This is a genomic window from Thalassolituus sp. (assembly GCF_984348125.1).
This window is the reverse complement of the sequence record NZ_CFHJLR010000023.1, coordinates 20,843-42,977: the sequence shown is the minus strand read 5'-3', so window position 1 is coordinate 42,977 and position 22,135 is coordinate 20,843. Positions and strand designations below refer to the sequence as shown.

General features: G+C 50.5%; 19 protein-coding genes and 1 tRNA gene. 2 read left to right on the top strand and 18 right to left on the bottom strand.

Going from position 1 to position 22,135, the window contains the following annotated elements:
* Positions 1–2: 2 nt before the first annotated feature.
* On the bottom strand, positions 3–1,031 hold the full coding sequence (locus tag AC5E51_RS14115; RefSeq protein WP_297534102.1) for a metallophosphoesterase: 1,029 nt from the start codon (positions 1,029–1,031) through the stop codon (positions 3–5).
* A 197-nt stretch (positions 1,032–1,228) separates the two neighbouring features.
* On the opposite strand from AC5E51_RS14115, the gene AC5E51_RS14110 reads away from it, so the two are divergent.
* The gene (locus AC5E51_RS14110) at positions 1,229–1,666 is read left to right on the top strand and encodes a CBS domain-containing protein (RefSeq protein ID WP_297534104.1); all 438 of its coding nucleotides are present in this window, start codon (positions 1,229–1,231) and stop codon (positions 1,664–1,666) included.
* Between the two features lie 17 nt (positions 1,667–1,683).
* Here the strand turns inward: AC5E51_RS14110 and AC5E51_RS14105 are convergent, their stop codons facing one another.
* From AC5E51_RS14105 to AC5E51_RS14025, 17 genes are all read right to left on the bottom strand, one after another.
* Positions 1,684–5,046, bottom strand: a complete 3,363-nt coding sequence (locus AC5E51_RS14105; protein ID WP_068441536.1) for an Ig-like domain-containing domain — start codon at positions 5,044–5,046, stop codon at positions 1,684–1,686.
* 10 nt (positions 5,047–5,056) lie between these two features.
* Positions 5,057–6,376 carry an outer membrane protein transport protein gene (locus AC5E51_RS14100; protein WP_068441534.1) on the bottom strand — a complete coding sequence of 440 codons (1,320 nt, stop codon included), beginning with the start codon at positions 6,374–6,376 and terminating at the stop codon, positions 5,057–5,059.
* Between the two features lie 440 nt (positions 6,377–6,816).
* Positions 6,817–7,191 (bottom strand): hypothetical protein, encoded by a 375-nt coding sequence (locus tag AC5E51_RS14095; protein WP_273090867.1) that lies wholly within the window; start codon positions 7,189–7,191, stop codon positions 6,817–6,819.
* A 133-nt stretch (positions 7,192–7,324) separates the two neighbouring features.
* Positions 7,325–8,383, bottom strand: coding sequence for a YheT family hydrolase (locus tag AC5E51_RS14090; protein WP_491778729.1), 1,059 nt, complete (start codon positions 8,381–8,383; stop codon positions 7,325–7,327).
* 257 nt (positions 8,384–8,640) lie between these two features.
* Positions 8,641–8,717, bottom strand: a tRNA-Pro gene (locus AC5E51_RS14085).
* Positions 8,718–8,799: 82 nt separating this feature from the next.
* Positions 8,800–9,168, bottom strand: a complete 369-nt coding sequence (locus tag AC5E51_RS14080; RefSeq protein WP_068440582.1) for a MerR family transcriptional regulator — start codon at positions 9,166–9,168, stop codon at positions 8,800–8,802.
* Complete coding sequence (ihfA, locus tag AC5E51_RS14075) at positions 9,146–9,451, bottom strand: integration host factor subunit alpha (protein WP_068440580.1); 306 nt, start codon at positions 9,449–9,451, stop codon at positions 9,146–9,148. The genes AC5E51_RS14080 and ihfA overlap by 23 nt, the downstream gene beginning before the upstream one ends.
* A gap of 1 nt (position 9,452) precedes the next feature.
* On the bottom strand, positions 9,453–11,840 hold the full coding sequence (gene pheT, locus AC5E51_RS14070; RefSeq protein WP_491778728.1) for a phenylalanine--tRNA ligase subunit beta: 2,388 nt from the start codon (positions 11,838–11,840) through the stop codon (positions 9,453–9,455).
* A gap of 18 nt (positions 11,841–11,858) precedes the next feature.
* A complete protein-coding gene (pheS, locus tag AC5E51_RS14065; RefSeq protein WP_068441522.1) occupies positions 11,859–12,863 on the bottom strand; it encodes a phenylalanine--tRNA ligase subunit alpha in 1,005 nt (334 codons plus the stop codon).
* 208 nt (positions 12,864–13,071) lie between these two features.
* Positions 13,072–13,425, bottom strand: a complete 354-nt coding sequence (rplT, locus tag AC5E51_RS14060) for a 50S ribosomal protein L20 (protein ID WP_068435564.1) — start codon at positions 13,423–13,425, stop codon at positions 13,072–13,074.
* Between the two features lie 21 nt (positions 13,426–13,446).
* Positions 13,447–13,641 (bottom strand): 50S ribosomal protein L35, encoded by a 195-nt coding sequence (gene rpmI / locus AC5E51_RS14055; protein ID WP_068441519.1) that lies wholly within the window; start codon positions 13,639–13,641, stop codon positions 13,447–13,449.
* A 155-nt stretch (positions 13,642–13,796) separates the two neighbouring features.
* Positions 13,797–14,291 carry a translation initiation factor IF-3 gene (gene infC / locus AC5E51_RS14050; protein WP_436286952.1) on the bottom strand — a complete coding sequence of 165 codons (495 nt, stop codon included), beginning with the start codon at positions 14,289–14,291 and terminating at the stop codon, positions 13,797–13,799.
* A 47-nt stretch (positions 14,292–14,338) separates the two neighbouring features.
* Positions 14,339–16,270 (bottom strand): threonine--tRNA ligase, encoded by a 1,932-nt coding sequence (thrS, locus tag AC5E51_RS14045; RefSeq protein WP_491778727.1) that lies wholly within the window; start codon positions 16,268–16,270, stop codon positions 14,339–14,341.
* Positions 16,271–16,378: 108 nt separating this feature from the next.
* Positions 16,379–17,155: a hypothetical protein gene (locus AC5E51_RS14040; protein ID WP_491778726.1), complete on the bottom strand. Its 777-nt coding sequence runs from the start codon at positions 17,153–17,155 to the stop codon at positions 16,379–16,381.
* A gap of 367 nt (positions 17,156–17,522) precedes the next feature.
* Complete coding sequence (locus tag AC5E51_RS14035; RefSeq protein WP_491226910.1) at positions 17,523–18,602, bottom strand: hypothetical protein; 1,080 nt, start codon at positions 18,600–18,602, stop codon at positions 17,523–17,525.
* 5 nt (positions 18,603–18,607) lie between these two features.
* Entirely contained in the window at positions 18,608–19,774 is a 1,167-nt protein-coding gene (locus tag AC5E51_RS14030) for a hypothetical protein (RefSeq protein WP_139325761.1), read from the bottom strand.
* Between the two features lie 169 nt (positions 19,775–19,943).
* Entirely contained in the window at positions 19,944–20,951 is a 1,008-nt protein-coding gene (locus AC5E51_RS14025) for an AraC family transcriptional regulator (RefSeq protein WP_301387357.1), read from the bottom strand.
* Positions 20,952–21,114: 163 nt separating this feature from the next.
* Here AC5E51_RS14025 and AC5E51_RS14020 point away from each other — a divergent pair, with 163 nt between their 5' ends.
* Positions 21,115–21,987, top strand: coding sequence for a sterol desaturase family protein (locus tag AC5E51_RS14020; RefSeq protein ID WP_488045975.1), 873 nt, complete (start codon positions 21,115–21,117; stop codon positions 21,985–21,987).
* The last annotated feature ends 148 nt before the right edge of the window (positions 21,988–22,135 follow it).

The following is a 22,135-nucleotide window of genomic DNA, read 5'->3' as shown; positions in this document are numbered from 1 at the left end:
AATCAATCTCGCATCAGTTGATAGCTGTGCGCCAGCGTGTGTTCTCCAGTCACTTCATCAACTGTATACACGCGGACTATCAGTTCATTTCCTTCAATGTATAAATGCATAAAACCCAGAACATCACCCTGCTGAAACTCAGCTGGGTTACGATTAACATCGTCAAGTGGACGCTGCTTGGCACCAGCACCTGACACTATCTGAGTCATACCGTCACAGCGGTCAACCGGAGGCAGAATCTGAAGGTCATGATCATGACCAGAAATCATCAGATCAAAATCGCCGCATAAATTGTCGCCTACAAAGTCATAAAAAGCGTATCCGAAAGCAGGAACACCATCGTACCAGCCAGCGTTGCCGTGACGGCCATTTGAGATATACGGGTGATGGGAAAACGCAATTTTCCAGGGTGTCGTCGCAGATTTTTTTTCAGCTTCGATCCACTCTTCCTGAACCCGGTAGTACTTAAACTGACGATACTCTGGGTCAGGATCAGATACCGCTGCCAACGGATTTGAATCGAGTGAAAAGAAAGTCACTATTGGTGACTCTGATTCCAGCGGCGCCGTAAACGAGTAATAGCGTGCTGGCATGTTCCACTTTTCACTCATGCGCTCTTCGGCGTAGTGATAATCGACCTGAAACTCGCCTTTATCATTGTCGAGGCCATCGCCACTCAACCAGCCGTTATCGTGGTTACCAAGCGTCATATAGAACGGGAAATCAACGTCTGCATACGGCTTTTCGAATTTATCGATAAACTGAACATCATCGACTGAATCAACACCAGTTTCATAAATGTTGTCACCCAGCCCCAGTGCAAAATCACAGCCTAGTTCATCACAGACTGCCTTCATGGCTGCGGCAACCTTATACTGCTTTTCTTCGCCCGTACCGGTGTCACCGATGGCGATAAAAGAAACTGCGCCTTCTGGCACCTCAACGACCGGCTCTTCAGGTTCCTCTGGAAACCAGGACATGCCATAGGCGGGTAAATGTACGGCCAGCGCCATCAATGCGAGCTTTTTCATCTTCTGTCTCCAGACCAAGATTGCAATAAAACCACTGAGTGTAACGCCCCAGTGCTTCAGATTTGTGAAACATCCTACACAAGCTGCTAGAAACGTGCCGCCACCCAGCGGGCCAAGTAGATACGTCGGGTCATCAGTCACTTTCGCTGGTGAGTGCTAAACTCATCTGACAGAGGTTTGATAGGCAGGAGGTCCCTATGATTGTCGATTCTTTGATGACCACCAAAGTCGTTACCGTGCATCTTGATGACAAACTGACAAAGCTGCAGGAAATATTCATTAATACACGCTTTCATCACGTTCTGGTCGCTGAAAACGGTCGGTTAAGAGGGGTGATTACAGATCGCGACTTCTTTAAGGCTGTGAGCCCCTACATTGGTACGCCTGCAGAGACTTTGCACGATACGGCGACGATTAATAAGAGGGCTCATCAGATTATGAGTCGGAACCCGGTTACCATCAAAGCAGGCAGTAATATCCGGGAGGCGGTATCGCTGATATACCAACACGGCGTCACCTGTCTGCCGATACTCAACGATGAAGATAAGATTGCAGGTATTCTGACCTGGCGGGATGTATTTCGGGGGCTTGAGGCTCGGTATAACAAACCCGCAGCCCCCGAACAAAGGGATTAGATTAACCGGCGCAGACGTTACCGTCTGACCTCCGGCGCTTCTTTAATTGGCAGTGAGATAAAGTTCAGATAAAGATCTTCTTCCTGTATTTCCAGAGGGATAAGGAGAGAAGCAACTTCGTCTGACTCATTCTCTGTGCAGAGAACGTCTGCAAGGATGCCCAGCAGAGGAACATCGGTTGCGCCACAGGTGACAGGGTCAAGTGACTCAGTGAGATCTCCGGTAAAGATAGTGATCGCGTTTACCAGGTCACCCACGGTTGAACCGACTTCTCCAAGTGCCGACTCCAGATCAATGTTCACGAGTACGTTAATTGGTGGCACGTTCTGATTGCGCTGTTCAATCTGCATCCGGCCATCATCAAAGAATGTGATATCTCCCACCAGCGTCAAAGGCAGCGGATAGTTGTAAAGATTGTGGCTGAGTATTTCACCACCGTCAGGTAACGCCAGGTTAGGAGAATCCAGCGCCAGAGTAACCTCTGTTTTGAAGATTGGCTGACCGTTATCGCCAGTAACAATCATACCGGGCACCAACCCCATTGGGTTGTCTTCGGTCGGTGTGGTGTAGCGCATACGGAGGATTTGTGTGCCGGTGGTCTGCTCGCCCAGCACTGGGAGAAAAACACTGGTAGGTGTGGTCGCCAGAAGCATGGGATACAGGTGTACTTTCACGGCTTGCTGACCGGTTTCTGGATCGACCGTTGGCCCTATCACCTCTGTATTCAGGGCTAATGTCTGGAATACGGCCTTATTGTCGGGGCAATCGTCACCGAGCGGATCACACCCATTACGTGCTGGCAGTGAGAGTGTCTCGTTGAGAAGCGTTGCTTCTCCGTTAACTACCGTAAGGATTGCGGCATTCTCTGACGGCAAGACATCCCCTGACGCCGTTATCGGACTGGTTGATGGTTCCAGGCATGGCTCCCCGCAATCGACAACGTAATTGGCGTTAGCATCTCGCACAGGGTAATTACGCAGCGGCGTAAAAATAGATTCTTGAGGAGCGCTGCCACGGAAGTAAATCACCATATCCGGGCCGCCGAAATCTTCAGAGTCGACAAGAAGATCCGTCTGCAGTGGAAGACCGGCATCTGAGCAGATGATATCCAGCTCATCACATACGGTATCGTTTACCGAATCAGCATGTGCTGACGCCATTGTGTAACGATAGACCTGCCCTTCTTCCCAAGCATTTTCCGGGAAGAAACGAATACGTTGACGAGCCTTTTCAAGACGACCCGACACCGGGGTAATTTCTCCGTCTTCGTTAACTCGCTCAACTTTAAACGAGGTATTCAGATTGATTGAATCAATATCCATCACCTGCGAGAAAATAACCGCGATCGGCCGATCAGCTGGCATCGTAGTTAATGGCAATGTCTGATTTTCTACTTCAGCAGGCGTATTCTCAGAGACGACGCACTGGCCGTGATTTGGCTGCTCGGGTGGCAGCGGAAAAATATCACTCAGAGTGGCTGTTGATACACACGGGAAGCCGGGATACGTCGTCAGCGCCAGAGGCGAAACTTTAATTTCCTGATCTGTCTGCTGTGTTGCAGGCATACTGAACGTCAGTGTGTCAGCCAGTGCTGGCGACCCTTCAAGGTTCTGTAAGCGGCTGGTCGTAGTGACTACGTATTCCGCTGCAGGTTTAAGACCGCCACGAACCTGTACCGTCAGTACGGTTCCGTCAATGTCACTGGTCACGTTTTCAGCAGATAGCCGCACGCCATTCTCTTCAATAACGACGAGTTCTCCGGCCTGTCGGCGCAGCGGCTGATCGAAATTCAGAATAATAGGATCACCCGGGCGCTGCATCGACTGACGCGTCGCCGGAATGGCGGTCTCAAAGCCAGGCACCCAGCTTACGAGGCGTGGCGGAGTATTCGGCGCCTGATTCTGCTCCTGATCAAATAAGCGTTCGATCTGGTCGTTCGTTTCGGCAAGCAATTTAAACGCGATGGTGGCGTTACCAACGTCCTGACCGAGAATATTAGGTTCGACAATACCGATGGAATTGATTTCCAGTAAACCATTGCGTACCTGAGCCAACCCAACCAGTTCGACGCGCATTAAATCCTGCGAGAGCGACGCATTTGGCTGTGCTGCAGCGGTATTCATACTGACATCCATAAATAAGCGTATATGACGCTGAGCTTCCGGGTCATCGGTGTAAGGGTTCGGGTACAGGTACCCGTTAGCGTCAGAAATAAAGGTCACAATAACTGACCCGGTTTCCTGCGGAAGGCCTGTTTCAGCATCCAGAAGAGGAACATTGCCATTAATTTTTACATCAAGTGATGAACTCATGAGCGTACTGCCGCGAGCAATGCGCAGTGGTACGGGCTGATTGCCAGGGAAGTTAACCGCATAGGCCAGCTCTGCATTCAGAGTGCCGGTCTGCTGCGATAAATCAGTGACGCCCTGCAATACCGAATTAAGCACTACCCCATTGACCAGACCTTCGTTTAACGGCGATATTTCTGAGTTTTCTGAATCGACAATATCCTGAATCAGAATGGATGTTGGCGTGGTATCCCGTGGCACAAAATCAAGGGAGTAATTGATGCCCGTCGTACCATCATCATTCAGAGGCCGTACCCCTGTAAGCTCAAGGCGATAAGCCTCACCTGCAATCAGTCGATCTGATTCGCTGCCGCATTCTGCCACCAGTGCGACAGTACATGGATCAATCGTTAATGACTGGTGTTTAAGAATAACGTCAGCTGGCACAAGATTATTATTGGCATCAAGGAGTCGTACATTCACGCCGTATTCGATGGATTCAGGGTCAACAGGCTGCGTAAACAGAAAACGGAATGTGGAGAAATCCATCACTTCAAAATTACTGCCATCAGGCAATAATTCCAGAATACCGAAATCATCATCCACCGATGTCAGCGACAAAGGACCGGTTGCTTCCGGGCGTGTAGAAAACTGGATTCCCTCAGGGCCAGTTGCGTTCGGCGTTGCAATCGCATTGGTGCCCGAGCCAAGTACACCATCAAACGTCAGGCTGTAATCAGCGCCCGGAGAAAGCTCTTGTGTAGGAGTCGCGACAATACCGCGCCCGCCATCTACACTGCGCACAGACCTGATGGCGACATTATTACCATCGCCGTCCACCAGAACCAGTTTTTCAACTAATAATGGATCATCTACAGGGGTGGTAAAACGGAGCACAAGGTCGGTGACAGGTGGCACATTAATCTGACCGTCAGCCGGATACGAATACTCGACACTCGCACTTAAAAACGGCGCAAGAAAAGTACCGTCAGGCCCTTCGACCATGGTTCCGCCGAGCAGCGTCTGTGTGTCTTTATCACCACACGCCGCTAACGCGAGTGATGTACATGCAATAATTAATGACTTTTTCATGTCGACCTCCTCAGAACTTCAGGCTGATAGAGCCGCTGAATACATCCACGCTACCGCCGGTAGTCACTTCAATATTATTGGCTGTGCCAGGACGGGAATTCGCAATGGTAAAATCGCGGTCGACCAGCTCCTGACGCTGATAGCCGAGGTCAATCTGCAGTGGATGAGCAAGGAACATCTGCTTACCCACCTTGGCCGACAGCCCTACACCAACGATATAGCGATCTGTATCAAACAGGTTTACGTCTACGGTCTGAGTACTTTTCAGCGCAGTTGGTCGATAAGAAAAGCCGCCCAACAGTGAGAACGACTCACCCAAACGATACTCTGCGCCAAGCCGCGGAATCATGATGTCTTCAAATTCGGCACCGGCCTGATCTTTGATGGTGTCGCTTGAAAACTGGTCTTCGAGAGTCGACCACTCCTGATATTCGAGCGTCGCGCCAATGCGGATTGATCCCCGATCGAACTGCGTGCCTGCTGTAATGGTGGTTGGCTGAAAAGAGTCGTACGTCTGAATGGTGAAATTAAGGGGATCAGAGGCCGGAATAAGACCCGGAATGACCGTCGTTGCTTCTACTTTGGTGCGAGAGTAAGAACGCTGTTGGTATGCCACAGCAAACTCAAGCCCGGTGACGGCACAGTCGTAATACGGACAGAACATTTCACCCAGATCAAGCGTATTCGAGAGCGTAAATGATAAGGCTGGCTCAGCCTGCACATTCAAAGATTCGTATTGTGTGTTACCTGCGAGGTCAGTCGTGGTTGTCAGCGTCGCATTGTTATTTAACGTCGCCCGCGCAGACAGGCCGCCGCTAAAGCCACGGAACAGTTCGGTAGCACCACCAACACTGACAAACAGAGGCTGGCGGTCGTATTCCAGAAACTGCCCGCCTTCGCTGGTCTCAGACTGAAATTCAAGTAGAGAGAAGCCGTAATTCTCTACGCCGATAACAACACCTAAAAACATCGGGTGGTCAAAGGTCGTTAGCTTCGACAGGTCAGTTTTCAATCCCAGCAATACCGATGCCGTTGGCGTTCGCGACAGCAGATCACCTGAACGATCTGGTCCCGCAGCCTCTAGCTTGGCTTCAGCCTGCAGAAGCCCGGTAGAAAGCTCACCACGCTGATCTTTTACCAGTCTTGATGGGTTGTAATATGTCGCCGACACTTCCTGGTTGAACATAGAAAGCGCCTGCGTCGTTGCTACGTCCTGCGGAAACAGACCATAGGTATTGCCGATGGTGCCCATATTGGCGTGTACGCCTGTTGTCATCATCAGAGCAGAAAAAGCAGTTACACCCGCTAACGGGCGAATAGAGAAAGGCATTATGTTGTCTCCACTATTAATATTTTTAGATCAAGGAGTTACAACAAACTCTATCAGAGCACTTAAAATTACAGCTACTAAACAATTGTTACTCTTGGTTTCCTTATTTACACGATTTTTTTAACTATAAAAATCAATGACTTAGGATGGATATGTAATTATTAGTAACCCAAACTAAACGAATTTTTTAAAATCGTAAATTTCCAGTTTTGATGAGTAATTAATAAAAAGCACAATAGTCACAAAGACCAGTGTGACGCTTTTAAATTATCGATTTTCAAGGTGCAATTTCAGCTTCAGATAAGCGTTAAATATCAGAGGATAAACGGTATGATATTTTTATAGAAAAATAGAAAAAAGATGAAATACAGAAAATAGAAATGGGGGAAATCAGAAGGATATGGGGACACGCGTTTGTATCCCGTTCACATTAGGGTTGACTAGTGAGCTGCGATGCCCAGGCTGTCCGCAGCTTCATCCAGCATGTCACGTTGACCGCTAATACATTGATAATAGAGTTCAGATGAGAGTTTGCCGTCGTATGGAACATCCATATACAGATACTCTTCGTCATAGGCGGGTAACTCAAACAGCACCAGCATGGTATCGATTAAGTCGATACGAGCAGTATCGCCTTCTTCGTAACCACCCTGGTAGTAGACATCATCGATGCAACTGGCGATGGTCTGAATCTTGAGAATTTCTTTGTCTGTCGGCTGCTCATCGGCGACAGCATTGGCGGATAATGACAACAGGCCCACGAAGAGACTGGATAAGATCGAGCGATGCATGATTTTTTTATAGTGATTTTTCATGCGCCATATTAAGCCAATATGTATCTCTTCAGGCCACACCCTTTCTGTAAAAAGTTGTAACCTCAAGAAATAATAACCCGAAGAAAAAATGCAAATAGCAATCGATATTAATCACTAAGAGCTGCAATGGTCTCTACACAGACTTGAAATAGTCACTCATCAGGCGAGCCGACCATGAACGCGCGGACCAACCTTCATAATGCGCACAATGACTCCCCTTTCTCGTTGTCACCAGAATAACGTTGTCCATCGTTTTCATCCTGTCTCGCCAGGGCTCCAGGTTGTTGATGTGGCAGATTGGATCGTCCTCTGCGTTGAGCACCATCAAGGGGATCCGAATATCCTCGAAGACGTTCATGGGATTCGTATTCTGGTCATACGACGGATAGTCATCGTACCCCGCTAACTCGTACAGTTTTTGATAGAGATCGCCGAGATCAGTAGCCGTCAGCAGGCTGTCTGCTGTCCGCAGAGAAGACAGCACACTCTCATTAGGGCAGACAAACTGGCGAACCATCTTCTTTGCCATGATACGGCTATATCGCGGATGCACATTGTCGAAGCAGGTGCCTGTGTCGTATCCGGGGCAATAAGCAAAGGCCGCTTTGAAGGGAGCATCGCCCCCCTCTTCTCCCAGGTATCGCACTAACAAACCGGAACCAGCTGATGTGCCCACAGCGTAAAGTGGAGAATCAGGAAAGCGCTCTCTTATATGAGCAAGCTGCCCACGAAAATCTTCAGTACAGCCCACCATGTTAAACCGTGGCGTTAACAATGGCAGCTGACCATGCCCACGCCGCAAACACAGCACGATTCGCCACCCCGTTTTTAACCCGAGATCGCGCACGAGCTCTGCCATGCTATCCGGACTACCACTGATGGTGTGAATTAATACGATCGTTGGTGTTGTTTCAGGTAAATCGTAGCCACTCCAATATAAAGCTGTCAGACCACCGTCCTGCATTGTCAGCTGTTCATGGTAATCGTAGAGCGATGCGCTTTCGTTGCGCCGCTGAAAGCCATACTTGCGCAGGCTATAAAAGATTAACTGGGTATGTGCATTAAACAACCAGGGAGTAGCCCGGTATGGCTTACTCAGTATTCTGAGTGATTCGACCAGACGCTGGTTTGAAGCATTATTATCGTACGATACTGATGGATGATTTTCAGAAACTGGCTTCGTCGTCTGCATAATTCTCATTGCTTCTCTGATACAACTTTATCCAGCGGTGAGCGCAGCCACCGCTTACTGACAGCAACGATAGCATCTCATCCCCACACCACTCTGGTGTTAAATTGGGACAATTTACTAGCGCAAGGGGTCTGTTAGTGTCGACTGATCAGCCATGAAACAAAAAACTGGGCAAAAGCCCGGTTTTAAAGTGCGCTATTAAGAATCATCAGACTATCGAAGAGATGGAGTTTCATCAGAGTGACAGGATTTAAAATTGGTCGGGATGACAGGATTTGAACCTGCGACCACTCGCCCCCCAGGCGAGTGCGCTACCAGACTGCGCCACATCCCGACTTATGCTGCCACAAGCCTGTGAACAGAGCGCTTAAGTATACTTAAGTGCCTGAAAAGGTAAACTTTTTTTGGAATGCCCGTCAGAAGTCGGAGTCTGGGTTGAGCATATCTTCCAGCTCTTTCAACTCGCGTATCATGTTTTTGATCAGGGCTTTATCCATGGCCACCGCCTGCGACTCTCCGTTGTCTTCCAGCTTCTGTCTGGCGCCACCAATGGTGTAGCCATCCTGATACAGCAAAGCACGGATTTCACGGACGAGAATGACGTCCTGACGCTGATAATAACGACGATTACCGGCACGCTTGACCGGCTTGAGGGTTGGAAATTCCTGCTCCCAATATCTGAGAACATGAGGCTTCACATCGCAAAGCTCACTGACCTCACCAATAGTGAAGTAGCGTTTCGATGGAATGGGCGGTAGTTCGTTATTGTGGCTGGCTTCCAGCATAGGCTTCTACCCGGATTTTGAGCTTCTGCCCCGGTTTGAACGTCACGACCCGGCGAGCAGAAATAGGGATCTCCTCGCCTGTCTTCGGATTCCTTCCCGGACGCTGACGCTTATCACGCAGGTCAAAGTTACCAAATCCTGATAACTTCACCTGCTCATTACGGCTCAGGCTATCGCGGATTTCATCAAAAAAGATGTCCACCATATCCTTCGCTTCACGCTTATTAAGACCAAGATCTTCAAACAGTTTTTCTGCCAGTTCTGCTTTGGTCAGGGCGGTCATGTTAACCCCTTAACGTTGCTCCTATGCTTTCATAGAGGTGAGCCAAGACTGCTTCCACAGAGTTGTTCACTTCTTCATCAGTCAGAGTGCGTGAAGGATGCTGCCACGTCAAGCCCAAAGCGAGACTTTTTCTATCAGGATCAATACCTTTGCCGACATATACATCAAACAGGTTGAGCTTAGTGAGGTAATCCCCCGCTACGCTTCGGATTCCGTCGAATACCTGATCCACCTGAACTGAATGGTCTACAACCAACGCCAGGTCACGACGCATTTCAGGGAATTTCGAGATGTCACCATACGAAGGCACGGCAATATCACGAACGGCTTCAAGGTCGAGTTCGGCAACAAACAGTGTCTGCTTCACACCAACTTTTTTCTGAGTCGCCGGGTGCAGTGCACCTATCCAACCAATTGGTTCGCCGTTCTTCAGAACGCGCGCTGTCTGGCCAGGATGCAGTGCTGGATGCTGAGCAGACTCGAACCGATACGCGGAGGCATCGCCGCCACGAGCTAACAGAGACTCAACGTCACCTTTCAGATCAAAGAAATCTACCGGTGTTTCCTGCTCACTCCAGCCCTGAGCCAGACGATTACCGCACACCAGCATCGCCAGCGTAGGAGTCTGTTTGAGGCCATCAGCTTCAGGCACAAAACGCAGGCCAGTCTCGAACAGGCGAACGCGTGGCTGCTGACGCTTGAGGTTGTAGCTGGCGGCAGACACCAGTCCTGTCAGCAAAGTCGTACGCATCACGCCCATATCCGCTGAAATCGGGTTCAGCAGTGGCAGGGCTTCACGCTCAGGATCGAGGGCTTTCTGCAGCTCTGGTTCAACAAAGCTGTAGGTAATCGCTTCCTGATAACCGCGAGCAATGATCTGGCGACGCAGGTCGCGGATCGGCATACGGGATTCAGGGGCTTTTGCCAGAGGCGTCGCCGCCGCAGGAACACGGGTAGGCAGACGGTTATAGCCGTAGATGCGCGCCAGCTCTTCAATCAGGTCAGCTTCGATCGCCATATCAAAACGATACGACGGTGCTTTTACTGTCCAGCCTTCAGCAGTGGTTTCAGTGTCCATGCCGAGGCGAACCAGAATGTCGGTCACTTCGTCGTCAGCCATGGTCAGGCTCAGGACTTGCTCGATGCGCTTACGACGCAGAGTAATGGTGGCTGCTTCAGGCAGTTTGTCTTCGGCAGTTACTTCTGTCACAGGACCCGCCTGACCACCGCAGATATCAATAACGAGCTGAGTCGCACGTTCCATCGCAGTATTGGCCAGGTTGTAGTCAACGCCACGCTCAAAACGGTGCGAAGAATCGGTGTGCAGGCCGTAGTTACGGGCACGACCAGCGATCGCAATCGGGTTGAAGAACGCCGCTTCCAACAGCAGGTCCTGGGTGTCGCCGTTTACACCGGAGTGCTCGCCACCCATCACACCGGCCATAGCCAGCGGTTTGCTGTGGTCAGCAATCACCAGAGTGTCTGCGTTCAGTTCGACTTCCTGGCCGTCGAGCAGAGTTAGCTTTTCGCCCTCTTCTGCCATACGTACACGGATGCCACCTTCTACCTGTGCCAGGTCAAAAGCGTGCATCGGCTGACCCAGTTCCAGCAATACGTAGTTGGTAATATCCACGACAGGGTCAATCGAGCGGATACCGCCACGGCGCAGCTTCTCAACCATCCACAGTGGCGTTTCTGCTTTTACGTTCACACCTTTCACGATACGACCGAGATAGCGTGGGCAGGCATCTGCCGCAGTCACTTCGACAGACGCTTTATCATCAATTGATGCTGCAACGGCAGCCACGAGTGGCGGCTTCACTTCGGTACGCGTCAGCACGCCAGTTTCACGCGCTAGACCCGCAATGCTCAGGCAATCTGCACGGTTCGGTGTCAGGTCGACTTCAATGATGGTGTCATTGAGGTTCAGGTATTCGCGGAAATCTGCGCCAACAGGGGCAGAATCCGGCAGCTCCATCAGACCTTCAGAGCTTTCTGCCATGCCAAGCTCTGCTTCGGCACACAGCATGCCGAATGACTCAACGCCACGCAGCTTGGCTTTTTTGATTTTGAAGCCTTTGCCATCTTCGGTTGGCAGAACCGCACCGATTTTAGCGAAAGGAATTTTCAGGCCTTCGCGCACGTTCGCCGCACCACAAACGATCTGGAAATTTTCATTGCCATCAGTCACCTGACACAGGCTCAGTTTATCGGCATCCGGGTGCTGCTCACGGCTGACAACCTGTCCAACAACCACACCAGAAAAATCACCGGCAACCGGCTCTTCTCCGTCGACCTCAAGACCCGCAAGAGTCAGGTGATCGACCAGTTCCTGAGTCGTAATCTCAGGGTTAACCCATTCGCGTAACCACTGTTCGCTGAATTTCATTTCTTAATATCCCCTGAATTACTTGAACTGCTGCAGGAAGCGCAGGTCGTTTTCGAAGAACAGACGCAGGTCATTCACGCCGTAGCGGAGCATCGCCAGACGCTCAACGCCCATACCAAAGGCAAAACCTGTGTATTCTTCAGGGTCAATATTCACATGTTTGAAGACTTCCGGGTGGACCATGCCGCAACCGCCGACTTCGAGCCAGCGACGCTTGGTACCTTCTGGAGTTTCAATCACCCATTCAATGTCGATCTCAGCGGATGGCTCAGTGAACGGGAAGTAAGACGGACGCAGGCGGATCACCAGATCACGCTCAAAGAAGACGCTCAGAAATTCCTGAATCGTGCCCTTCAGATCCGCAAAGCTGATGCCCTTATCCACCAGCAGACCTTCGACCTGATGGAACATGGGCGAGTGAGTCTGATCGTAGTCGCAACGGTATACACGACCCGGGCAGATAATGCGGATCGGTGGCTCCTGAGACTCCATTGTACGTACCTGAACCGGCGAGGTGTGGGTACGCAGCAGAGTGCCTGCATCAAAATAGAAAGTGTCGTGCATGGCACGCGCCGGGTGATGCGAAGGAATATTCAGCGCTTCGAAGTTGTGAAAGTCGTCTTCGATTTCAGGGCCTTCAGCGACCTGATAACCGGCATTAGCAAAGAAGCCTTCAATACGCTCCAGAGTTCGGGTTACCGGGTGCAGGCTGCCTTCCTGAACGGCACGGCCGGGTAGCGTCACGTCGACTGTTTCAGACGCCAGCTTAGCGTTGAGCGCTTCACTCTCGAGTGATTCTTTACGCGCATTCAGGGCATCCTGAACTTTGCCACGCGCCTCGTTGATCACCGCACCGACTTTCGGGCGATCTTCTGGAGCAACATTGCCCAGGTTTTTCATCAGGGCAGAGATTTCGCCCTTCTTACCCAGATACTGAACACGTACCTGATCGAGTGCAGCCATGTCGCTCGAGGCAGCGACCGCATCCAACGCCTGTTGCGTCAGAGCCTCTAAGTTTTCCATCGTGATGATCCTGAAAGGTCATTTTTTGATTAAGTGCTTACCGGAATTCCCTCAGGGCATCCTATAGAAGAAGTTCTGGTAAGCACTGAATGTGTTTAATAACGCAAAAAAATAGGGGAGGTCTTTCAAAGAAAGCCACTCCCCTATCCTTTGGCCAGTCAAGTTAATGGCTGGCCCGGTTCCGCGTGCTCAGAAGAGCGCGGTGAAATTACAGGCTGGACTTGGCTTTTTCAACCAGAGCCGCAAACGCTGCTTTTTCATTCACAGCCAGATCAGCCAGAACCTTACGGTCAATTTCAACAGTGGCTTTTTTCAGGCCATTGATGAACTTGCTGTAAGACAGACCGTTCTGACGTGCACCAGCGTTGATACGCGCAATCCACAGCTGACGGAACTGACGCTTACGCTGACGACGGTCACGGTAAGCGTACTGACCTGCTTTGATTACCGCTTGCTTAGCAACGCGGAACACGCGACTGCGGGCACCGTAGTAACCTTTAGCCTGCTTCAGAATTTTCTTGTGACGACGACGAGCGACAACACCACGTTTTACACGAGCCATAATTTATCTCCTGACAGTCGATTAAAGATTAGGAAGCATACGAATAACAAGCTTCTTGTCTGCAGCGTGCAGCTGAGACATACCACGCAGGTGGCGCTTACGCTTCGTGCTCTTCTTAGTCAGGATGTGGCTGCGGAAAGCATTACGGTGCTTGAAACCGTTCGCAGTCTTTTTGAAGCGCTTCGCAGCGCCGCTCTTAGTTTTGATCTTAGGCATTTTCATACTCCTGAAAGTTATGAGACGTACAGAAACTAAGACCCTGTACAATCTCTGCCGTAATAACGCCTGCCCAAATCAGGCCGACGCAGCGTCTGGCAGAACGCACAAACCCCGGCAAGCGCCGGGGTCTGCGTATTCATTTGAAAACCAGACTACTTCTTTTTGGATGGGCCGATGACCATGATCATCTGGCGACCTTCCATCTTAGGACGCTGTTCTACGCTGCCAAGTTCTTCGAGATCTTTCTCGACACGCATCATCAGTTCCATACCCAGGTTCTGGTGCGCCATCTCACGACCGCGGAAACGCAGCGATACTTTCGCTTTGTTACCCGCTTCGAGGAAGCGCTTCAGGTTACGCAGTTTGATCTGGTAGTCGCCTTCTTCCGTACCCGGACGGAATTTGACTTCCTTAATCTGCACCTGGTGCTGTTTCTTTTTGGCTTCGGCTTTCTGCTTCTTCTCTTCGTAGAGCTTCTTGCCGAAGTCCATGATCTTACAGACGATCGGATCGCCATCTGAAATCTGAACCAGATCCAGTTCGGCTTCTTGTGCGGCCTCGAGGGCTTCGCGTAAAGAAACGACGCCAACCTGCTCGCCGTCTGCTCCGATTAACCGGACTTCGTTTGCACGAATCTGGTCGTTAATGGGTGCACGGTTATCACGTGCTCCTCTTCTATTATCGCGTCTGATGATCAGTTCTCCATTCCAAACCGGCCGCGCTCTGCAATCGCCTTCTCAAGGATGGCAATAAACTCGTCGACACTCATTGTACCGAGGTCTTCACCCTTACGGGTGCGCACTGCGACAGTGTTTGTTTCTTTTTCTTTATCCCCCACCACGAGCTGGAAAGGGACCTTGTGTAAAGTATGCTCGCGGATTTTAAAGCCGATCTTCTCATTTCTCAAGTCCGCATCTGCCCGGAAGCCCGCAGCTTTGAGTTTTTCGGCAATTTCCGTGCAATATTCGGCCTGACTGTCTGTGATATTCAGGATTGAGACCTGCTTCGGAGATAACCATGGCGGCATCGCACCTGCGTAGTGTTCAATCAGAATACCAACGAAGCGTTCGAACGAGCCAAGAATAGCACGGTGTAGCATGACCGGCGTCTTACGCTCGCCATCTTCATCAACAAACTGTGCACCAAGGCGCTCAGGCAGCATGAAGTCGAGCTGAATCGTACCGCACTGCCATACACGGCCGATGCAGTCGCGCAGAGAGAATTCGATCTTAGGACCGTAGAAGGCACCTTCGCCCGGCTGGAGTTCCCAGTCGAGGCCGGCGTCGTTGAGAGCATCTTCCAGTGCCGCTTCAGCTTCATCCCAAAGCGACTCTTCACCAATACGACCTTCCGGGCGCGTTGAAAGTTTCATTTCAACCGCGTCGAATCCGAAGTCTTTGTAGACGTCCAGAGTCAGCTTGATGAAATCAGAAGCTTCCTGACGGATCTGGCTGTTCGAGCAGAAGATGTGTGCATCATCCTGAGTGAAGCCACGCACACGCATAATGCCGTGCAGTGCACCGGATGGCTCATTACGGTGGCAGCAACCAAACTCAGCCAGACGCAGCGGCAGTTCACGATAAGACTTCAGACCCTGATTGAACACCTGAATATGGCATGGGCAGTTCATCGGCTTCACCGCGTAGCTGCGCTTCTCAGATTCCGTAGTGAACATGGCATCTGAGTAGTGTTCCCAGTGGCCAGACTTCTCCCACAAGGTACGGTCAACAACCTGCGGGGTCTTGATCTCCTGATAACCAGCATCGTTCTGAACTTTACGCATGTACTGCTCGAGTACCTGATAAATGGTCCAGCCGTTCGGATGCCAGAACACCATACCCGGCGCCTCTTCCTGCAGGTGGAACAGATCCAGCTGCTTCGCCAGTTTACGGTGGTCGCGCTTCTCAGCCTCTTCAAGACGCTGGAGATACGCTTTCATGTCTTTTTTATCGTTCCACGCGGTACCGTAGATACGTTGCAGCTGAGCGTTCTGAGAGTCACCACGCCAGTAGGCGCCGGACACACGCTGCAGCTTGAAGATACGCATAACACGAGTATTCGGTACGTGCGGGCCGCGGCACATATCTGTGTATTCTTCATGGTGATACAGGCCAACCGCCTCTTCACCTTTTTCGATCAGATCGTCGATCAACTCAACTTTGTAGTCTTCACCACGATCAACAAACACGCGGCGTGCGTCTTTGATCGGCGTCATCTTCTTGATGACTTCGTAATCCTTCTTGATCAGCTCTTTAACACGCTTCTCGATGGCTTCGAGGTCTTCGGGTGTAAATGGACGCTCGTAATCAATATCGTAATAGAAGCCGTTTTCGATCACCGGACCAATGGCCATCTTAGCCGTTGGGTACAGCTGCTTAACGGCATGACCAACGAGGTGAGCGAATGAGTGACGGATAACTTCCAGACCTTCTTCATCGCGACCTGTGATCAGGGTGACATCGGCGTCCTCAGAGATCAGCTCACAGGCATCGACCAGTTCACCGTTAATACGACCACATACGGTCGCTTTGGCAAGACCAGGGCCAATATCTTCGGCAACTTGCATCAGGGTAACGGGTTGATCGAACTCGCGTTTGGAGCCATCTGGAAGGGTAATAACAGGCATAGTAAATCCTTGTCAGTGGTGGCCCCCACGACAGGCCACATGAATGTAAAGACCGAGTACTCTACAGGTCGGAAAAATCCCTGTAAACAGTTGATGCCTGCGGCTTACTCACTCTGGAATAGCCTTTCGTGCAATAGCCCCCTGAGGAAGTGAATCAACCAGCTTTGTTATTGGCTGAACCGGTACGCGGTTATAGATAATACCCCCACGCGGATAGCTTCCCGGCAATGGCTTAAACTTCACTCGCTCATCCAGAAAGGCCTCGACCTCTTCGCGGGGGGCGAGACGCTCCATTCCAGAACTCCACCTGTCATCGCCATCCTCTGGTTTCCTGAAACTACTCATGTAGAGTACATGTTTAGCAACCTTCAGCTGCTCCGGAGTAAACTCAATTACCGGACGCCTCTCCGACGGTTCTATTGTTCGAATGCGGTCCCGTTCAACTTTCATCTCTTCACAAAGTTCAAGCTTTACGGAGTCCATGATCTGGTGCATCAGATCAAGAAAGGTGTCGGGGCGAACCCGCTCTTCCATTCGATAGGCGTTAGGGCCATGCCAAGAAGAGCGTTCAATTAGAAATAAACAACTTAGATACCGATCATGAGAAATAGGGGTAGCCCATGTAACAGCATTAGCTGTATCTGAAAGCTGCTGTTCCTCTGTGTACAGCCAGTCAGTACCATTTCTATTCACCCACTGACTATTGATAGGACCTAAAACTTCCGGCCAGCGATCAGGATTCGAATCCAACGGTGCGGCGGTATACCCCTCTGACGTTGCGGCGTAAGTACAGAGCTCTTCGTTTCTTAGTAGCTCTCTGGCAAGAACCCAGTTATCGAAGAGACTTTCGTTCGCTGGCAGGTCACCTACCCGTCTAATATCCACAATGCAATTGAGGAACCCGCAATACCCCTCTATCACTGGGATACCTCGAAACTCCCAGCTGCTTGAATATACCCTCAGGCGACTCAAAGACTCTATCTCACACTGATTCCAAGTCAATTCCCGTTCGAACCCTGCATCACTAGCTGCATTGAAGTGATTTGGTTCTTTATTCCATGAGCCCCCGTGCGCTGGTTTAGGGTTTGGAGCCATAAAGGAAAGGCTAGCAAGGCCAAGGTCTTTGCTAACATGTTTTGCCGTTCTAAAAGAAGGACCTTTAGGGTATTTCTCCGTACCAAATAGTCTCATCGAATCAAGAAACCTTGTTCTGCAATTTAGTCACCAGTTGCTCGAGGAGACAGTATCCGGTTCAGAAATTCACCTTCTCTTCAAGGGACGACTGCGGCTGCGAATCTAAAAGCCTGGTAATCGGTAACACAGGCACACGGTTATAAATAATCTCACCGCGCGGATAGCTTCCCGGTAATGGCTTAAACTTCACACGCTCATCCAGAAAGGCCTCGACCTCTTCGCGGGGGGCGAGACGCTCCATTCCAGAACTCCACCTGTCATCGCCATCCTCTGGTTTCCTGAAACTACTCATGTAGAGTACATGTTTAGCAACCTTCAGCTGCTCCGGAGTAAACTCAATTACCGGACGCCTCTCCGACGGTTCTATTGTTCGAATGCGGTCCCGTTCAACTTTCATCTCTTCACAAAGTTCAAGCTTTACGGAGTCCATGATCTGGTGCATCAGATCAAGGAAGGTGTCGGGGCGAACCCGCTCTTCGATTCGATAAGCGTTAGGGCCTTCAATAGAATAACGTCTGATTACAAACCGAAAACACACATAATGCTGATGAGTAATTGGCGAGATCCAATTGATAGCATAAGCGGTATCAGTCAGCTGCTGTTCTTCAATGTACAGCCAGTCATTACCATGCTTATTCAACCACTGACTATTAACAGGCCCTAAAACATCCGGCCATAGATCAGGGTTTACGTCGAGAGCGGCCTCTGTATAGCCCTCTTCAGTTCTTGCATAAATACACAACTCCCTATTAGTTAACACCTGATTTGCCAATACGCTAAAATCAAACAAACTCTCATTAATCGGGAGGCCATCTACCGCATGGACATCAACAAAACAACTGAGATATCCGACGCGAGGCTGGATAATTGGAAAGCCATTAAAACGCCAGTTATTCGAGTAAAGCCGCTGCCAGCGCATACCTTCGATAACTTTCTTATCCCAAGTTTCTGCCAACTCAAAGCGCGCTGGAGAATTTAGATCAACTGAGCCTGGCTCCTCCTCCCAGCGCCCTCCAAAAGCCGGCCGAGGGGCTGGTGCCTTGAATTCCAGTGAGCTACATCCCAAGTCTTTACAGATAAGCCTTGCGGAGCGAAAACTAGGCCCCTTGGGGAGTTTCTCAGTACCAAATAATCGCATAATCCTCAGAAGACCTTATTCTGAACTTTCTTCGCTAATGTTTTGAGTGGCTCAACAGGGCTTCTATGGTAGCCCTCGGTCAACGTAGGTGCACTGGCCAGAATAGCGCCCAACACTACAAGGGCAAATCCTGGTGTCGTGCCTAAGGCCCCCACTAATCCCCCGACTGCCATAGTATTCTTGCTTTGTGCGACGACATCATAGGCCGTACCAACGAATTCACTTGCTATTTGGTCCCTCGGAGTATGATTGACAAGCTTATTAAGAGAGCACGCTACCGTCGCACCACCGAACCTCTGGCCACCAATAACCTGGGCTAGTCCCGGAGAAGAATTGAACCACTTAGAATCACGCACATCCATACCAATAGCCCGCCGAGCGATATCTGCTTCATAGTGGCTGCTAGTGTGATCGCTAAGAAAAATGCGCTGCGTTCCTTTCAAGTCAACATTGGCTTGCTTCAAACATCTCATTGCCTCGGTCAAAACAGCCGAACCACCACGATGACTCGTCCACTCGACGCGCAACCCTCGCTGGTGTGCATCTTTCATATAACTAGCTAACACCCGCCCCGCCTTAACAACATCTTCTGAGGGAGTCCTCTTCCCGAGACGCCTTACAAATTCCCAGCCAGCCTTACCCGCTTTGTGTTGCGGTGTATAAAATAACTCGAAACCAGACGCTTTAAGCTTATCTATTACAGCAGGGTCACCTTTTGATATGTGATCAGGAAGTATTTCAGCAGCTTCTCTAATGCCGCCACAATAGCCGTTAATACCTATTTGTAAGGGCTTCTCTATAGTTCCGCCTCTCTGGCTTGCAGCCTGGAGGTTATATGAAGGAGTAGAGGCAACCTTCCATGACCCATTCTCAGCGTCCGCCTCAACATTCCATAGACCGGGCTCAGTTACCTTACGAGCGCTTTGCCTCACAACCCGAATATCTGTGATCGTAATATCGGTCTGCGAGAGCCCCATATTCAGCTCATATTCAATTTCGAAACCTGGGCCCGAAATGCAACGGGTCGATGGGGAGCCGTTACGAACATAAGAATTCACTGGAACGGCACTACTACGAAGGCTGTTAACTGCACTTATTACTGCCAGAGCATGATACCCAGTACTGCTTTGCTCTTGCGAGCTCGCCTGAAAGTTCTGAAGCAACTTTTGCATTTGCTCGTCAGCGAGGATCTGACGACCAGAGGCTTGAGGCCCGAATGGAGATAGCTGGAACTGGGAAAGATTGGAAATGACCGGTGAACTCACGTTACACATCCTTATGCTCTAAGTTAGGGCATTGATACTATCAGGCCAACTATTTCTTGCCTATAGTTTTGCTGGGCTAAACTGTTTTGAACTCAGCCCGCCACTTGCCCGGTGTTTTGCCCGTTGCTTTACGAAAAGCCCGGTTGAAAGGCGCCTGCTCTGAGTAGCCAAGCAGCAGAGCGATTTCACTGAGGGTCAGGTGCTTATCCCGCAGATATACCTGCGCCAACTCTACCCTGACCTGCCCCAGCAGATCTCTGAAGCCAATACCTGACTGACGTAACCTGCGCAGCAATGTGCGCTCTGACATTGCCAGTCGAGAAGCAATTGCGCTCTGGTCGGCGCCCCCCAAGGGTAAGCGCTCAATGATGAGTTGCCGTACGGTATCCGCAAACCGCCCAAGGTCGGGCATGTTTGCCAGTGCTGCGGTTGCCTTATCATTCAATGCCCTGAAGGCGACATCATCATGGCTGACCAGTGGCAGTGTCAGCACATTGGCATCGAACCAGAGTGCATTAGCGCTGGCGCCGCATACCAGACCTCCACCTAAGTGGCGCTCGAACAGATCGCTGGCGGGCACGTCGTCCCACCAGGTTTCCGCACGCTCTATTGTAAGTTCGCTCTGCCCCGTCATTCTTCGCAAGAAAGTCACAAATCCGCCGAGGATCACCTGATCCGATACACGCGTCGAGCCGCCAAAACTGGTATCCCACACCAACCCAGCAAGGCCGTCTCTCAGTTCGAGCCGGGCCTTGGGGCCTTCGTAGAGCAAGGTCTGGAAGCGCTCAAAGTACTGAAAAGCCTCCAGAACCGTCTGACATGACAAGGTCAGGTAACCAATGACGCCAACATGCTCAGGGCCGACTCGGCGAGCCAGATCAATCCCAATCGAGGATGAGCCTAAACCGTCACGGACACTGTCCAGCAACGACCACCACTCATCGAAGGTCAGCCGCCGGGCGCCACCCTCACGGCTCATTACCGCTGGCACAGAGCGTCGCTGCTCGGAGACGTACGACGACACCAGAGACATTAAGTCCCCGGTGACAGACAGCCCGGCTAAACGAGAATCCCGCTCTTTCATACGTCGCGCTCTTTTATAAGTACCCGTGCCCAATTGTCATAAGTCGTTGATCCTCGCTGAGCAAGTATGTCTGGAAATATCAATTAAGAGTCTGAAAATATCAATATAGCCCACAACGACTGCGCTAATCTATCAGCATCAAATAAGAAAGCTGGAGACACTGATGGAAGACTTACTGCGCGCACTGCTATTTATTGGGCTGTTTGCCGGTGTGTTCATCGGAACCATGGTCATTGAAAACCTCTGGGCCAAGCGTCGTGGGGTTACTAAGCTCTATCACTTCCCTGAAACCTTCACCAATCTGATGACAGGTGCGTCGTATAAAATCGTCGACGGCATCGCCATCGCACTGTTTATTCAGCTGTTTTACGACTGGGTGTATCAATTTGGCTTTCAATGGAACCCAGAGGTCGGCGTTGTCAGCATCATCGCACTGATTCTGTTTATCGACCTGTGTATGTATGCCGCGCATTATCTGATGCATAAAATTCGCTGGTTCTGGAATGCGCACGTAACGCATCACAGTTCTGAGCACATGAATTTCTCGACGGCGCTGCGGCAGAACTTCACCTATGCATTTTCAGGTACCTGGATTCTCTGGTGGATCCCTGCCGCGTTCGTCGGTTTCGATAAAACCTGGACCTTAATCGCGATCGAAGCCAATCTGGTGTACCAGTTTTTTCTTCATACAGAACAAGTCCGCTCATTGGGCTGGGCAGAGAAAATCTTTAATACTCCGTCACATCACAGAGTGCACCACGGCAGCAACCCGGAACAGATTGATAAGAATTTCGGCGGTGTGCTCATTATCTGGGACAAACTCTTCGGTACGTTTCAGGCTGAAGAAACGGCGGGCGAAATTGTCTACGGCGTAAAACGCATGCCAACAAAGCCAAATAACCCATGGCATGCGCAAGTGTATGATTGGCAGAATATGTTTCGGGATCTGAAAAAATACAAAGACCCGAGAATTATGTGGAAGCATCCGGATTGGGTAACGGAAAAATACGGCGACCATCAGGCTGCCGACCAATAACGAACCCTCCCTTCCTGATGATAGGATATCGACAAGGTACGCCACGTCATCAGGAAGACCAAATGAAACAAGACCGTCACCCAGTAGTTTTAAAACTGACATGCTTGACGTCTAGCCTGAACCTCCCTGTTTTCCAACTGATATGGAG